Raw genomic sequence first — 15,728 nt, 5'->3', positions numbered from 1 at the left:
GCGAAGCGAAGCAATCCAGAGTCTTTCCGTGGGCAAAGGCTCGGAGCGCCGTGCCCACGATCTCTCGCGACGGAAAAATTTCGTGGGCATGCTTCGCTTTGCCCACCCTACGGCACCCTCGCCGTGGTTGCTTACGCGCCTCCGTCGAACGCCTTCCGCAGCGCCGACAGCCCCTGCTGCTGCTGGGTCCAGTTGCGGCCACCAGTGACGGCGCCGTCGACGACGAAATCATGTCCGTTGACGAAGCTGGATTCGTCGCTTGCCAGAAACACCGCAGCGTAGGCGATATCGTCGGGCAGGCCGGCGCGCGGGATCGGCTGGGCGGTCTTGTAGACGTCGCGCAACATGGCGGGCGTCTGTTCGGCCGCATCGGTCGAAAGCCCGAGCGCCTTGCCGAAAATGCCGGTCGCGATCGCACCGGGCGAGATCGAGTTGACGCGCACGTTGGATTCACCGAGCTCCATCGCGACGCATTTTGTCAGATGGATTACAGCAGCCTTGGCCGCCCCGTACACCAGCGACGACGAATAGCCGGCGAGGCGTCCGGCGATGCTGCCGTTGTTGATGATGCTGCCCGACCCCTGCTTCTTCATGACGGGCGCGGCGTGCTTCATGCCGAGCATGACGCTGCGCACCAACGTCGCCATTGCCGCGTCGAAGCGATCGACCTCGAGACCCTCGATGCCGCCGGTCTGCGCCGGGCCGCCGGCATTGTTGAACAGGCAGTCGATCCGGCCGAACTTGTCCACGGCGAGCGCGATCAGCGCCTGCATCTGCGCTTCGACCGTCACGTCGGTCTGGCGGAAGATGCAGTTGGCGCCGAGCTGCTTCGCCAGGGCCTCGCCCTCCGGTAGACGCCGCCCTGCGATCACAATTTTGGCACCTTCGGCAACGAAGACTTCCGCAGTGCGCAATCCGATCCCGCTCGTGGCCCCCGTGATCACCGCAACCTTGCCGTCCAGCCTGCCCATGGAATGTCCCTGTTTTCGAACGATTTGATGCCAAATGGCGAACATCGGCCGCTGCCATCACGGCGGGCGCCACTATCCCCGCCTGTCTCCGACAAGGCAAGCTATGCTTGTGCGGGCGGGATGCGTAACATCTTCACAGGACGCTCGATTTTCGAACGCATATCGCAACTGGCTGCGCATGGGGAAGTTGATCGAGGAATTCCGCAGGGGCTGGCAGGGTACAGCGCCGCCTTCGCTCGGTCTAAGCATCGCGTTTGCCGCGGCTTGCCTGCTGGTTGCGACGCTGACGCGCTGGGCGCTGGCGCATGTGCGGCCCGACGTCTACTTCACCCCCTATTTTCCAGCGGTGTTCTTTGCCGCCGCGTTCGGAGGCTTCCGGATCGGGGTCGTGACCGCGCTGGTCGGCGGCATGCTTGGCGTCGTCGTAAATTTCGGCGATGCCTTTGCCGATCGCGCGCGGTTTGCCCTGCTGGCACTCTATTGGGCGGTCTGTGCGCTCACGATCTGGGGCGTCGAGCACTATCGCACCATGCTGGCGGAGCAGCGCCGGATATCCAAGCGCCTGATCGAGGAAGAGGATTATCGCAAGCTGCTGGTCGACGAGCTCCAGCACCGGCTGAAGAACAAGCTGTCCACGGCTCACGCCGTGCTGCATCAGGTGCTGCATGACGAGCCGCTGGTCTGGGCCCGGGTCGATCCGCGGCTGCGCTCGCTGGCCGCGACCGACGATCTGATCTCGCGGATCGACAAGGCCGGCTGTGACATTCGCGACCTCCTGATCTCGGAACTCGGCCCCTACGGCCATGTCCGCTTCACCCTGAATGGCGATCGGCTGTTCCTGCCGCCGAAGCTCGCGGTCACGCTGTCATTGATGTTTCACGAACTGGCCACCAACGCGGGCAAATACGGCGCATTTTCCTCGCCGCGCGGTCTGCTGCAGGTGTCATGGACCGTGAGCGACGACCGCCTGACTGTCACCTGGGACGAGACAGAGGGGCCGAGCGTAGACAAGGTGTCAGAGCCCGGCTTCGGCACCAAGCTGCTGAAATCCGCGCTGTCGGCCTTCGACGGCAAGACCGAGATCTCATACATGAAGACCGGGCTGCATTGCATCATGCAGTGCCGCATCCCGCAAAGCGAGTAGCATCGCGCGTCAAGCGAAAGCCGACCCGCGCGCCGCCCGCACTTTCGCCGGCGCTGTTGACGCTCTGTTAATGACGATCGTCGGCGCGCGTCGCATCGCCGCAAGTTTCTCCCAAAACAGCCCCGTATTTCTCCGTACCCCTTAACCAAACTTAAGAGGGAACCGCGCAAGATCGCGCCTATTGCAAAGCGCGCTGAAACAACAAGATTCATGACTTCTATGAACGACAACCAATATTCCGGCGCGACTGAAGCCGAACTCGGTTTTCTCAAGGAAATCGTTAGAATGCTGCCGGCCGGCCTGACCGTGCAGGATGCGCATGGCGAGCTTCTGCTGGTTAACGATGCCGCCGCCGCGCAGCTCGGCATGGACGGCAGCCGTCCTTCGCCAGATCTGGCGCCGCGCCGCGAAGCCTGCCGCCAGGCGCTGAGCGCCGGCCAGGCTGTCGTCACCGAGGAGGCGCTGCACGGCGGCGCCGCGCGCCAGGTGCTGCTCACGACCCATCGTCCCGTTCGCCTCGCCGGACGCGAGCTGCTGATCTCGGCATCCTCCGACATCACCGAGCAGAAGAATTTCGAGGACCAGCTGTTCCGCTCGGCCTATTTCGACGAGCTGACCGGATTGCCCTCACGGCGCGTGATCGAACATCACACCAGCAACCTGCTTGCGGCCGATCGTGGCGGCGAGCGCTTCGCGCTGGCCTTCCTCGACGTCGACAATTTCAAGCACATCAACGACTATTACGGCCACGCCGTCGGCGATGCGCTGCTCGTCGAGCTGTCGAAGCGGCTCGGACGCGACTTGCGCGATTCCGACATGCTGTCGCGCATCTCCGGCGACGAATTCCTGCTGCTGCTATCGCCGATCCAGAGCCAGGAGGAGGTCGCGGAATTCATGCAGTCGACGCTGGAGCGGCTGACGGCACCGTTCTTCATCGACAATTCGGAAGTCTTCGCCTCCACCTCCGTCGGCATCAGCCTCTATCCCGAACACGGAAGCAGCTTCGAGACGCTGCGCCAGAACGCCGACATCGCAATGTACCGCATCAAGAACGACGGCAAGGGATCGGCGACGTTCTTCGACTCCAGCATGGAGCGCGAGGCGCTGGCGCGGATGAAGATCGAGCAGTCGCTGCGGCAAGCCATCCTGGAGAAGCGCTTCTGCTGCGCCTTTCAGTCCAAGGTCGACATCCGCACCCAGGCCGTGAAGGGCATCGAGGCCCTGGTGCGCCTGCGCGACGACGAAGGCGTGATCCAGGCGCCCGGCTCGTTCATCAATCTCGCCGGCGAGCTCGGCCTGATCGACGAATTGACCCACCTCGTGCTCGCCGAGATCGTCAAATCGATCGATCTGATCAACGAGACTTTCGGCGCGGAAGCAACCATCAGCATCAACGTCGCGGCCAAGCAGGCCGGCAATCCCGAGTTCATGCGCAGCTTCGCGCGGGCGCTGGAGGAGACCGGCTTTCCGCAGCGCTTCATGATCGAGGTGACGGAAGACGCCTTCGTCGCCAAGAATCACTTCCAGGCCGAGATCCTGCCGATGTTCCGCAAGCTCGGCGTCGGCATCTCGATCGACGATTTCGGCACCGGCTATTCCTCGCTCTCGGCACTGGCCGACATCACCGCCGACGAGATCAAGATCGACCGCTCCTTCATCACCGACATCCATAAGCGTCCGCGCAGCCAGGGCATCCTGCGCGCGATCGAGTCGCTGAGCGAGGCGCTCGGCATGACCGTGATCGCCGAAGGCCTCGAAACCTACGAGGAGCTCGCTTATCTCCAGGCCGCAACCAAGATCCGCTACGCGCAGGGCTATTATTTCTCCCGCCCGATCTTCCTGGAGGAGCTGAAGCTCGCGACACCGGCCTCGAGCGAGTCGCGCGCCAGCGTGGCGAGCCGGCCGACCCAGCAGAACCGCCAAGGCTATTCGCGCGCGAGCGGGTATCGAAGGTAGGGACCGCCCGCCACACCCAGACTTTGCAAAAACGTGGATACACCGATCAGAAAGTGACGCCGCCTCCGTCGACGGTTGGCGCGAGGCCGCCTGGTTCGGCAACATTATCGGTGCAGACCGTCAAGCGGTTGTCATATGCCTCCCAGCGGCCGGACCGCCGGAAGGTGGAATTGCAATGTTCTTCAGGCTGTGCAAATCGCTGTGGTACACCGCAGTTCATTTAGGGAGGACCATCGTGCGTCGATCACTCATCATAACGACAACCATCCTCGCACTCGCTGCGGGCACCTCCGCGCAAGCCGACGATCTCAAGATCGCGCTGATCTACGGCAAGACCGGTCCGCTCGAGGCCTACGCCAAGCAGACCGAGACCGGCCTGAAGATGGGCTTCGAATACGCCACCAAGGGCACCATGACCCTCGATGGCCGCAAGATCGTCATCATCACCAAGGACGACCAGGGCAAGCCGGACCTGGCCAAGGCCGCGCTCGCCGAAGCCTATCAGGACGACAAGGCCGACATCGCGATCGGCACGACGTCGTCGGCAGCCGCGCTCGCCATTCTCCCGGTCGCCGAGGAGAACAAGAAGATCCTGATCGTCGAGCCCGCCGTCGCGGACCAGATTACCGGCGAGAAGTGGAATCGCTACATCTTCCGCACCGCGCGCAACTCCTCGCAGGACGCGATCTCCAACGCGGTCGCGATCGGCAAGCAGGGTGTCACCGTCGCAACGCTGGCACAGGACTATGCGTTCGGCCGCGATGGCGTCGCCGCCTTCAAGGAGGCACTCGCCAAGACCGGCGCGACGCTGGCCGCAGAGGAATATGCCCCGACCTCGACCACCGACTTCACCGCGGTCGGCCAGCGCCTGTTCGACGCGCTGAAGGACAAGCCGGGCCGCAAGGTGATCTGGGTGATCTGGGCCGGCGCCGGCAATCCGCTGGCCAAGCTCCAGGACATGGACCCGAAGCGCTACGGCATCGAGCTCTCCACCGGCGGCAACATCCTGCCGGCGCTCGCCGCCTATAAGGGCCTGCCCGGCATGGAAGGCGCGACCTATTACTACTACGAGATCCCGAAAAACCCGGTGAACGACTGGCTGGTCGCCGAACACCAGAAGCGCTTCAACGCGCCGCCGGACTTCTTCACCGCGGGTGGTTTTGCCGCCGCGATGTCCGTCGTCGCCGCCGTCACCAAAGCGAAGTCGACCGATAGCGAGAAGCTGATCACCGCGATGGAAGGCCTGGAGTTCGACACGCCGAAGGGCAAGATGGTGTTCCGGAAGGAAGACCATCAGGCGCTGCAAAGCATGTATCACTTCAAGGTCAAGGTCGACCCGAACGTCGCCTGGGCGATCCTCGAGCCGGTCCGCGAGCTGAAGATCGACGACATGGACGTTCCCGTGAAGAACAAGCGCTGAGTGCTTCTTCACCTCTCCCGCTTGCGGGAGAGGGCTCCACCCTCTTGGGGTTCTCGCCTGCGGAGACACCCTCTCCCAAGCCCTCCCCCGCAAGCGGGGGAGGGGGCGCAGTGTGATCGCGGAAACATCGCCCTCTCATCATTTGCCAAACCTATGACGCTCACCCTCGAAACCCGCGAGCTCACCATCCGCTTCGGCGGCCATGTCGCGGTCAACAACGTCTCCTGCACGTTCCGTCCGGGCGAGCTCACTGCGATCGTCGGGCCGAACGGCGCCGGCAAGACCACCTATTTCAACCTGATCTCGGGCCAGCTGCGCGCCTCGAACGGCAGCATCCTGTTCGACGGCACCGACATCACGCACCACTCCGCGCCGCTGCGGACCCGCGCGGGCCTCGGACGCGCGTTCCAGCTGACCAACCTGTTTCCGAACCTCACCGTAGAAGAGAACGTGCGCCTCGCGGTGCAGGCGGCGAACGGCACCCACTACGACATGCTGCGGCCCTGGAGTGTGCGCCGCGACCTGATCACACGCGCCGACGCCATCCTCGACCAGGTCGCGCTCGGCAGCCGCCGCGGCGTCGCCGCGACCGCGCTGTCGCACGGCGACCAGCGCAAGCTCGAAGTCGCCCTGATGATCGCGCTGGACCCGAAGGTCTTCATGTTCGACGAGCCGACCGCCGGCATGAGCATCGACGAGGTGCCTGTCGTGCTCAACCTGATCGCGCAGCTCAAGCAGGACACGAGCAAGATCATCCTGCTCGTCGAGCACAAGATGGACGTGGTGCGCTCGCTCGCCGACCGCATCATCGTTCTGCATAACGGGCAACTCGTCGCGGACGGCCCGCCGGCCGAGGTGATCGCCTCGCCGATCGTGCAGGAGGCCTATCTCGGCGTTGCCCCCAAGACCGCTGGAGAGAGCGCGGCATGACCGATCTCCTGAAACTCTCCGGCGTGCATACCCATATCGGCCGCTACCACATCCTCCAGGGCATCGACCTCACCGTCCCGCAGGGACAGGTCACGATGCTGCTGGGGCGCAACGGCGCCGGCAAGACCACGACGCTGCGCACCATCATGGGGCTGTGGCAGGCATCCAGCGGCGAGATCAGCCTCGCCGGCGACCGTATCGAGAGCCGCGCCACGCCTGATATCGCGCGGCTCGGCGTCGGCTACGTGCCGGAGAGCATGGCGGTGTTTTCCGATCTCACGGTGAAGGAAAACCTGGTCCTGGCAGCGCGCGACGCGCCGATGGACGACAAGCAGCTGGAATGGATCTTCGGCTTCTTTCCGGCGCTGCGCCGGTTCTGGCTGTCGCGGGCGGGGAGCCTCTCGGGCGGGCAGAAACAGATGCTGTCGATCGCGCGTGCCATCATCGAACCGCGCAAGCTCTTGCTGATCGACGAGCCGACCAAGGGGCTGGCGCCGGCGATCGTGATGGCGCTGATCGAGTGCCTGAAGGAGATCAAGCGCAAGGGCGCAACCATCCTGCTGGTCGAACAGAATTTCTTCGCCGCCCGCGAGCTGGGCGACAACGTGCTGGTGATGGACAACGGCACCATCGTCCATCGCGGCGAGATGGCGGCGCTAGCCGCCGACGTGCCGCTGCAGGAGCGGCTGCTCGGCCTGAGCCTGGAGGCGCATCAGTGACTGACCTTGCCGCAACCGATCCGCTGCCGAAGCCGAAGCGCGATCTCGCGCCGATCCTGCTGCCGGTCGCGCTCGCCCTGGTGACGATCCCGCTGATCGGCTCGCCCAGCACCTGGCTGACGCTGACCGCCGCGAGCCTCGCCATGGGCATGATGATCTTCATCATGGCCTCGGGCCTCACACTCGTTTTCGGCTTGATGGACGTGCTCAACTTCGGCCACGGCGCCTTCATCGCCGTCGGCGCCTATGTCGCAACGCTGGTGCTGGCGCCATTCGCAACGTCCATTCAGGCCGACTCGCTCTGGATCAACCTGGCCGTGCTGGCGCCGGCGGCGCTGCTCTCGATGGCGGTGTCCGGCGCGCTCGGCCTGGTGGTCGAACGCGTGCTGATCCTGCCGGTCTACGGCCAGCATCTGAAGCAGATCCTGATGACGACCGGTGGCCTGATCGTCGCCGAGCAGACGCTCTATGCGCTGTGGGGGCCGCAGATCATCCCGATGCCGCTGCCGGCGTCGCTGCGCGGATCCTTCATCCTCGGCGACGTCGCGATCGCCAAATACCGCGTGCTGGCGACGCTGATCGGGCTGGCCGTCTTCATCGCGATCCAGCTCGTACTCAACCGCACCAAGCTCGGGCTGCTGATCCGCGCCGGCGTCGAGAACCGCGAGATGGTCGAGGCACTCGGCTATCGCATCCGCCGGCTGTTCCTCGGCGTGTTCATGACGGGATCGGCGCTGGCCGGCCTCGGCGGCGTGATGTGGGCGCTCTATCGCGAGCAGGTCCACGCCTCCATGAGCGACGAGCTCACCGTCTTGATATTCGTGGTCGTCATCATCGGCGGGCTCGGCTCGATCGGCGGCTGCTTCATCGGTGCGATCCTCGTGGCCATGGTCGCCAATTACGGCGGCTTCCTGGTGCCGAAACTCGCCCTCGTCTCCAACATCCTGCTGATGGTCGCCATCCTGATGTGGCGGCCGCGCGGCCTCTATGCGGTGACCAGCCGATGATGATCCTGTCAGGCGATCCGCCGCGTAGCCGGATCCTCACGCTCGTTCTCGTCGTCATCATCCTGGCGCTGGCGGCGACGCCGTTCCTGTTCCCGGGTGCCAAGGCGCTGAACGTCGCAGCTAAGATCTGCGTCTTCGCTGCCCTGGTCGCCTCCTACGATTTGCTGCTCGGCTATACCGGCTCGGTATCGTTCGCCCACACCATGTTCTACGGCATCGGCAGCTACGCGATCGCGATCGCGCTGTACGGCATGGGCCCGAACTGGGCCGCGGTCGCCACCGGCATCGTGGTCGGCCTGCCGCTCGCAGCCCTGCTCGCGCTCGCGATCGGCCTGTTCTCGCTGCGGGTCGCCGCGATCTTCTTTGCCATGATCACGCTCGCGGTCGCCTCCGCCTTTCAGGTGCTGGCTTCGCAGTTGTCCTGGCTGACCGGCGGCGAGGACGGACGCAGCTTCCAGCTGCCGGAGTTGCTGCGCCCCGGCACGGTACTGATCTCCAAAAGCATGTTCGGATTCGAGGTCAACGGCCGCATCCTGACCTTCTATCTGGTGTTCGCCGTCTCGGCCCTGATGATCCTCGCACTTCTGCGGGTGGTGAACTCGCCGTTCGGGCGCGTGCTGCAGGCGATCCGCGAGAACCGCTTTCGCGCCGAGGCGCTTGGCTTCCGCACGGTGTTCCACCTGACCTATGCCAATTGCATCGCCGCGCTGGTCGCTGCCAGTGCGGGCATCCTGAACGCGCTGTGGCTGCGCTATGCCGGTCCCGATACCTCGCTCAGCTTCTCGATCATGCTCGACATCCTGCTGATGGTCGTGATCGGCGGCATGGGCACGATCTACGGCGCGATCATCGGCGCCACCATCTTCATCCTCGCCCAGAACTATTTGCAGTCGCTGATGGGCGTCGCCTCCACGGCGGCGTCGGAGGCCGGCCTGCCGCTGCTGCCGGGGTTGTTGCATCCCGACCGCTGGCTGCTGTGGCTCGGCCTGTTGTTCATCGCCAGCGTCTATTTCTTTCCGACCGGTGTGGTCGGACGGCTGCGTAATCCCGCCGGCGACAAGAGCGCCGGCAATTCGCATTAGGCCGCGATTAATGATGCAGTGCGGCGTTTGCCGCGCCCCCCGCACAACCGCCACGCGATTCCCGCTGCGCTGCATACAAACCAGATGGCGCAACTGGATTAATGCTTAGGTAACTGGCTTTCCTAAGGTTTAGGCCATTTGTGCGGTGTATTCGTGTTCCTCCAGGGAGGGGGAATGCGCCAGGTCTTTTCCACGGTGGCAGCCGGAATGTCTCGAGCCGCAAGGAACGGCTGGGAGGCTTTGGCGCGACGTGGTCCTGTCCTGTGGCTGACCCTGTGCGGCGTGTTGCTGGTCGCGGGCATCTTCGGCGTGACGGCCATGGCCGTCGGCGAATTTCGCGAGCGCACCCTGACCAACCGCGAACGCGAGCTGGAAAACACGGTGCAGCTCATCGCGCGGCACTTTGACCAGCAATTCGAGGATTCCGACGTCGTCGCCGCCGACCTGATCGGGCAGATGAACCTGATGGAGGTCACCTCGCCGGCGATGTTCCGCGAGCGCATGTCCGGACCCGCGACGAACCAGATGCTGCGCAGCAAGATCAGCTCGGTTTCGTATCTCGGCGATATCGCGATCTACGATGCCGACGGTGATCTGATCAACTGGTCGCGGCCCCAGCCCTTGCCCAAGATCAACGTTTCGGCCCGGGCCTATTTTCAGACGTTCAAGACCAATCCACAGTCCGAGCCGGTGCTGCTGGAATCCGTCCGCAGCTTCATCATCAACAAATGGACCACGATCGTCGCACGCCGCTTGACCGGCGCGGACGGCACCTTCCTCGGCGCGATGGTCCGCCGGATCAATCCCGACAGCTACCAGCAATATTTCGCGTCTGTCGCGCTGGCAGAGGGAACGGCTATTTCGCTGTTCGATCGCGAAGGCAAGATGCTGGCGCGCTATCCGCACCGCGAAGAGCTGATCGGGCGGAACTTCAAGGACGCGCCATTGATGCGGAAGGTGCTGACCGACGGCGGTCAGCTCACGCTCCGCGGTGCCAGCCCGATCGACGGCGAAGAGCGGCTCGGCTCGGCGGCGTCGCTGACGCACTTCCCGCTGGTCATCCTCGCCACCAACACCACGGCAGCGGCGCTGGCCGACTGGCGCCATCAGACCGGCTTCATGGTCACGACCGCCGCGCTTTCATCAGCCATCATCGCGCTGATCCTCTATCTGATCATCCGCCTGATCAACCAGCAGAACCGCGAAGCGCAGGAACGGCTGGAAGCGGAGCGGCTGCGGCTCGACACCGCCTTGAACAACATGACGCAGGGGCTGATCCTCTACGATTCGAGCGGCACCATCGTCACCTGCAACCGACGCTACGTTGACATGTTCGGCCTCTCCCACGAGGTCATCAAGCCCGGCTGCCACATCCGCGAGGCGATGTACCACCGCAAGGAGCGCGGCGCATTCGACGGCGACGTCGAGGCGTTTTGCACCGATGTCATGAGGGTCGTCGCCGAAGGCACGGTCTCCAGGCGCACGCATCAACTGGCCAACGGCCGCGCCTTCCAGGTCATCAACACCCCGCTGGCACAGGGCGGCTGGGTCGCCACGATCGAAGACATCACCGAGCGGCGCAATCTCGAGCAGGAACGCGACCGCAACCACACCTTCCTGCGCGAGATCATCGATCATATCCCCTCCCGGATCACCGTGAAGGACGCCCAGACGCGGCGCTACCTCCTGGCCAACCAGGTCGCCGAGGAGGAGCTCGACAAAACCCATGAGTCGATCGTCGGCAGGACGGCGTTCGACCTCTATCCGGCGGAGGACGCCGAGGTCATCACACGGGATGACGACAAGCTGCTGCAATCGCCGAACGGCCTATTCCTGGATGAGCACATCTGGAACACCCCGGCCATCGGGCGGCGCTATATCACCTCGACCCGGATCGGCATCCGCGACAAGTCCGGCGAGCCCCGCTACATCATCAATGTCGTCGAGGACGTCACCGACCGGCGCCGGGCCGACGAGAAGATCGCGCATATGGCGCATTACGATGCGCTGACCGACCTGCCGAACCGCACGCTGTTCCGAGATCAGATCGAACGCGAGCTGGCGAAGGTCGCCGACGGCTGCCAGTTCGCGCTGCTCTATATCGACGTCGATGAATTCAAGGGCATCAACGATTCGCTCGGCCACCACGTCGGCGACGAGCTGTTGAAGGCGATCGCGGGCCGTCTCCGCGGCTGCCTCAAGCAGGGTGACCTGATCGCGCGGCTGGGCGGCGACGAGTTCGCGGTGATCCAAACCGGCATCCAGTCCTCCGCAGACGTGCTGGCCTTCGTGACGCGGATCTACCAGGCGATCCGGCAGCCCTATCATTGCCTCGGCCATCAGCTCTCCACCGACGCGAGCATCGGCATCGCGCTGGCGCCGCAGGACGGCACCGATCTCGACCAGCTCATCAAGAACGCCGATCTCGCGATGTACGGCGCCAAGGCCGAAGGACGCCGCACCCACCGCTTCTTCGAGCCGGAGATGGATGCGAGCGCCAGGGCGCGCCTGAGCATGGAGCAGGATTTGCGGCAGGCGCTGGTGAACGGCGGCTTCGAGATTCACTATCAGCCGCTGGTCGACCTGCGCACCAACGAAATCTCGGGTTGCGAAGCGTTGCTGCGCTGGCGTCACCCCGAGCGCGGCATGGTGTCGCCGGCCGAATTCATTCCCATCGCCGAGGACACCGGCCTGATCACCGAGCTCGGTGACTGGGTGCTGCGCATGGCCTGCAACGAGGCCGCGACCTGGCCGACGCATATCCGCGTCGCGGTCAACGTGTCGCCCGTGCAGCTCAAATGCGACACGCTGGCGTTGCGGATCGCGGGCGCGCTCGCCGCTTCCGGGCTGGACCCGCGCCGGCTCGAGCTCGAGATCACCGAGGCCGTGCTGATCCGCGACGACGAAGCTGCGCTCTCGATCCTGCACCAGCTCCGCTCGATCGGCGTTCGCATCGCGCTCGACGATTTCGGCACAGGCTACTCGTCGCTCAGCTATCTCAAGCGCTTCCCGTTCGACAAGATCAAGATCGACCGCTGCTTCGTCGCCGACATCGCGGAGACGAGCGGCGCGCCCGTGATCGTGCAGGCGGTGGTGAACATCGCAGCCGCCAGCAACATGACCACGGTCGCCGAGGGCGTCGAGACCGAGGCGCAGCGCGAGATGCTGCGTGCGCTCGGCTGCACGCAGATGCAGGGCTATCTGTTCAGCCCGCCGAAGCCGGCCAGCGAAGTGCGGAAACTGTTCGGCTCGACTGACGGCATGCCCGGAGCCTTGCCGGTGGCGGCGGTGGCCTGATGACGAAACCAGGGGCGTCATCAAGCAAGTCGCCGGGAAGGACTTCAGGCAAGACGCCGATCAAGTCTTCGGCCAAATCCGTCGACGTCGCGGATTCCTACGCCGTGCGGCTGATGCAGCATCTGGTGGTCCCGACCTTCGTGATCGACCCGAAGCGCCGTGTCGTGATCTGGAACAGGGCCTGCGAGCGGCTGACCGGCCTTGCCGCATCCGAGGTCATCGGCACCAACAAGCACTGGCAGGCTTTCTACGAGACCAGGCGCCCGTGCCTCGCCGACCTCGTCGCGCTCGACCGGCCGGAGCGGCTTCCGGAATTCTATTCGGAATATGCCGCACGCGGCCATAACGGGCTCGGCTTTTCCGCGGAGAACTGGTGCACGATGCCGAAGCTCGGCAGCCAGCTCTATCTCGCCATCGACGCCGGCCCGATCCACGACGAGGCCGGACATCTGATCGCCGTGGTGGAGACGCTGCGCGATCTCACCGACCAGAAGCGCGCCGAGATGGCGCTGAAGGAGCTCGCCGCCAAGGACGGGTTGACCGGCTTGTCGAACCGCCGCTCGTTCGACCAGATGCTGATGACCGAATGGGCCCGAGCCCACCGCACGCAGAAGCCGCTGGCGCTGCTGTTCGTCGACGTCGATCATTTCAAGCTGTTCAACGACCACCACGGCCACCAGACCGGCGACGAATGCCTGCGCGCGATCGCTTCGGTCGTCAGCCGGCATGCCGTGCGCCCGCTCGATCTCGCCAGCCGCTATGGCGGCGAGGAGTTCGCGCTGATCCTGCCGGACATGGATTGCAACACCGCCTGCGTCATCGCCGACGAGATCCGCAGCGCCGTGATCGCCTTGCGGATCGCCCACGGCGCCATGGGCGCCGGCGACCACGTCACCCTCAGCGTCGGGGTCGCCAGCCACATTCCCGGCGGCGCCGATGGCGGGCCCGAGCGGCTGCTGGGCGCGGCCGACGAGGCGCTCTACGTGGCCAAACGCCTCGGCCGCAACCGCGTCATCTGCGCCGAAAGGGTGCTGGCCGAGTTCGCAAGCCTCGACCGGGAGGCCGCAGCGGTTCCGGCCCCTTTCCGACGCAAATCGGCTTGAAGCGCAATGTGGCGAGAACCGGTTGCCCGCCCCTCGCCAATCGGCTAAATGAACCTCGACTAGCACCCGTAGCTCAGCTGGATAGAGCGTTGCCCTCCGAAGGCAAAGGTCACACGTTCGAATCGTGTCGGGTGCGCCAGTCTTGCCGCCGTTTCAGCCCGCCCTCACGTCAACATCGCGACGATCGCCTGGATCTGGTCTGAGGCGGACGACACCAATCCGTCATATGACGTCTGGCCGTGCGCGGCGGCGTTCAGGATGCATTCGGCGACCGCTGCTTTCAGGCCGAACACCGATTGATGGGCCGGTACGCTCGCCATCACCGTCTCCAGCGCTTGACGCATCGTGTGAATGAACTCGGAGCTGTATTGCATGGGCTGTCCTCCGTGCGCTCATATTAGGTCGCGTCACCATGCTTGCCACTCACAAGCCTGAGATTGCTCTTTGAATTGGTCGAGACCGAACGTCTCAATTCAAACGCCAGATGGCCGCATTGAGCACGCCGGCAAACGCCACCCAGGCTGCGTAGGGCACGAACAACGCGGCTGCCAGCCTGTCTCGTGATGACTCGATGACAATGTAGCTCGTGATCGCCACGAACATACCGACGAGGATGACCAGCGCAGCGCCGATCTGGTGCATCGTGAACATGACCGGCGACCAGGCGAAGTTCAGCGCGAGTTGCGCAGCCCAGGCCAGCATGGCCTTGCCTGACGGCTCGCGGCGAAAGGTCCGCCAGCCCGCGATGGCGATCATGATGTAAAGGAGGGTCCAGGCCACCGGGAAGGCCCAGTTCGGTGGCACGAAAGCGGGCTTGGCGAGCGCGGCATACCAGTCTCCGGGGAGATTGGTTGCGCCGATCAGCCAGCCGATGCCGACCACGCCCACCAAGAACAACAACAGCTGCAGCATCCATCACCTCGCGAATATCGTCGTGCAATTGTATCATCTTTCCATGAGCGAATCCGACACGTCGACCGGCGAGGCCCCGCCCGTCCGCAAGATCATCCATATCGACATGGATGCCTTCTATGCGTCGGTGGAGCAGCGCGACAATCCGGAGCTTCGCGGCAAGCCGGTCGCGGTCGGAGGCTCCGCGGAGCGCGGCGTCGTCGCGGCCGCCAGCTACGAGGCGCGCCAGTTCGGCGTTCGCTCCGCGATGCCATCGGTCACGGCGAAGCGGCAGTGCCCCGATCTGATCTTCGTCAGGCCGCGCTTCGAGGTCTACAAGGCGATCTCCAGGCAGATCCGCGACATCTTTGCCGAGCACACGCCCATCATCGAACCCTTGTCGCTCGACGAGGCCTATCTCGACGTGACGGAGAACCTGCAGGGCATCCCGCTGGCGCGCGACATCGCGCTGAAGATCCGCGGGAAGATCAAGGCCGAGACCGACCTCAACGCGTCGGCGGGCATCTCCTACAACAAGTTTCTCGCAAAACTCGCCTCCGACCATCGCAAGCCCAACGGTCAATTCGTGATCTCACCGGAGATGGGACCGGCTTTCGTCGAGACGCTGCCGGTCGGCAAGTTCCACGGGATAGGCCCGGCGACGGCTGCGAAGATGAACGCGCTCGGCCTGTTCACCGGTCTCGACATCCGCAACCAGACGCTGGCGTTCATGAATGCGCATTTCGGCAAGTCGGGCGCCTATTACTACTGGATCTCGCGCGGTGTCGACGAACGGCCGGTCCGGGCCAACCGGATTCGCAAGTCGATCGGCGCGGAGACCACGTTCTCGACCGATCTCGCCGAATTCGACGCGCTCGCAACCGAGCTCAAGCCTCTCGTCGACAAGGTCTGGCGCCATTGCGAGACGACGGGTCACTGCGGTCGCACCGTCACCTTGAAAATAAAATTCGCCGACTTCGAGATCATCACGCGCAGCAGATCCGTCCCGGCGGCGGTTGCGCGCCGGGACGATCTGGAACGGCTGGCCAGCGGCCTGCTCGAAGTCGAGATGCCACTGCCCAAGCGCGTCAGGCTGCTGGGGGTGTCGCTGTCGGCCCTCCAGGCCGGGGACGACGTTGAGCCACAACTGACCTTCGGCATTTGAACGGGGCCAGACGTGATCGGCTCCAACACGTCCGTCCCGGGCG

13 protein-coding genes and 1 tRNA gene are annotated in these 15,728 nt (G+C 64.5%); 11 read left to right on the top strand and 3 right to left on the bottom strand.

The annotated features are described in order from the left end of the window. Positions 1-131: 131 nt before the first annotated feature. Positions 132-971 (bottom strand): SDR family NAD(P)-dependent oxidoreductase, encoded by an 840-nt coding sequence (locus tag C7G42_RS02395; protein WP_106947483.1) that lies wholly within the window; start codon positions 969-971, stop codon positions 132-134. Between the two features lie 178 nt (positions 972-1,149). On the opposite strand from C7G42_RS02395, the gene C7G42_RS02390 reads away from it, so the two are divergent. The 10 genes from C7G42_RS02390 (at position 1,150) to C7G42_RS02345 (ending at position 13,768) form a co-directional block, all read left to right on the top strand. Then, the gene (locus tag C7G42_RS02390; RefSeq protein ID WP_106947482.1) at positions 1,150-2,115 is read left to right on the top strand and encodes a sensor histidine kinase; all 966 of its coding nucleotides are present in this window, start codon (positions 1,150-1,152) and stop codon (positions 2,113-2,115) included. 219 nt (positions 2,116-2,334) lie between these two features. Beyond that, positions 2,335-4,071, top strand: a complete 1,737-nt coding sequence (locus C7G42_RS02385) for a putative bifunctional diguanylate cyclase/phosphodiesterase (RefSeq protein WP_199580605.1) — start codon at positions 2,335-2,337, stop codon at positions 4,069-4,071. A gap of 235 nt (positions 4,072-4,306) precedes the next feature. Further along, positions 4,307-5,491, top strand: coding sequence for a substrate-binding domain-containing protein (locus C7G42_RS02380; protein WP_199580604.1), 1,185 nt, complete (start codon positions 4,307-4,309; stop codon positions 5,489-5,491). Between the two features lie 153 nt (positions 5,492-5,644). Further along, a complete protein-coding gene (locus C7G42_RS02375) occupies positions 5,645-6,421 on the top strand; it encodes an ABC transporter ATP-binding protein (protein WP_106947479.1) in 777 nt (258 codons plus the stop codon). Continuing rightward, a complete protein-coding gene (locus C7G42_RS02370) occupies positions 6,418-7,140 on the top strand; it encodes an ABC transporter ATP-binding protein (RefSeq protein WP_106947478.1) in 723 nt (240 codons plus the stop codon). The genes C7G42_RS02375 and C7G42_RS02370 overlap by 4 nt, the downstream gene beginning before the upstream one ends. Continuing rightward, positions 7,137-8,147: a branched-chain amino acid ABC transporter permease gene (locus C7G42_RS02365; RefSeq protein WP_106947477.1), complete on the top strand. Its 1,011-nt coding sequence runs from the start codon at positions 7,137-7,139 to the stop codon at positions 8,145-8,147. The genes C7G42_RS02370 and C7G42_RS02365 overlap by 4 nt, the downstream gene beginning before the upstream one ends. Further along, the gene (locus tag C7G42_RS02360) at positions 8,144-9,229 is read left to right on the top strand and encodes a branched-chain amino acid ABC transporter permease (RefSeq protein ID WP_199580603.1); all 1,086 of its coding nucleotides are present in this window, start codon (positions 8,144-8,146) and stop codon (positions 9,227-9,229) included. Before C7G42_RS02365 ends, C7G42_RS02360 begins: the two co-directional genes overlap by 4 nt. A gap of 174 nt (positions 9,230-9,403) precedes the next feature. Next, positions 9,404-12,526, top strand: coding sequence for an EAL domain-containing protein (locus tag C7G42_RS02355; protein ID WP_199580602.1), 3,123 nt, complete (start codon positions 9,404-9,406; stop codon positions 12,524-12,526). Continuing rightward, on the top strand, positions 12,526-13,629 hold the full coding sequence (locus tag C7G42_RS02350) for a sensor domain-containing diguanylate cyclase (RefSeq protein WP_245427494.1): 1,104 nt from the start codon (positions 12,526-12,528) through the stop codon (positions 13,627-13,629). The genes C7G42_RS02355 and C7G42_RS02350 overlap by 1 nt, the downstream gene beginning before the upstream one ends. A 62-nt stretch (positions 13,630-13,691) precedes the next feature. Further along, a tRNA-Arg gene (locus C7G42_RS02345) sits at positions 13,692-13,768 on the top strand. A 25-nt stretch (positions 13,769-13,793) separates the two neighbouring features. Here the strand turns inward: C7G42_RS02345 and C7G42_RS02340 are convergent. Beyond that, entirely contained in the window at positions 13,794-14,003 is a 210-nt protein-coding gene (locus C7G42_RS02340) for a hypothetical protein (protein ID WP_106947474.1), read from the bottom strand. 94 nt (positions 14,004-14,097) lie between these two features. Then, a complete protein-coding gene (locus C7G42_RS02335; RefSeq protein ID WP_106947473.1) occupies positions 14,098-14,541 on the bottom strand; it encodes a TspO/MBR family protein in 444 nt (147 codons plus the stop codon). 43 nt (positions 14,542-14,584) lie between these two features. On the opposite strand from C7G42_RS02335, the gene dinB reads away from it, so the two are divergent. Continuing rightward, positions 14,585-15,685, top strand: a complete 1,101-nt coding sequence (gene dinB, locus C7G42_RS02330; protein ID WP_106948815.1) for a DNA polymerase IV — start codon at positions 14,585-14,587, stop codon at positions 15,683-15,685. Positions 15,686-15,728 lie beyond the last annotated feature (43 nt).

Origin of the sequence: Bradyrhizobium sp. MOS003, assembly GCF_003020125.1 — a bacterium.
Classification (GTDB): Bacteria; Pseudomonadota; Alphaproteobacteria; order Rhizobiales; family Xanthobacteraceae; genus Bradyrhizobium.
The sequence above is the reverse complement of the archived record's forward strand: the minus strand, read 5'-3'. Positions and strand labels throughout refer to the sequence as shown.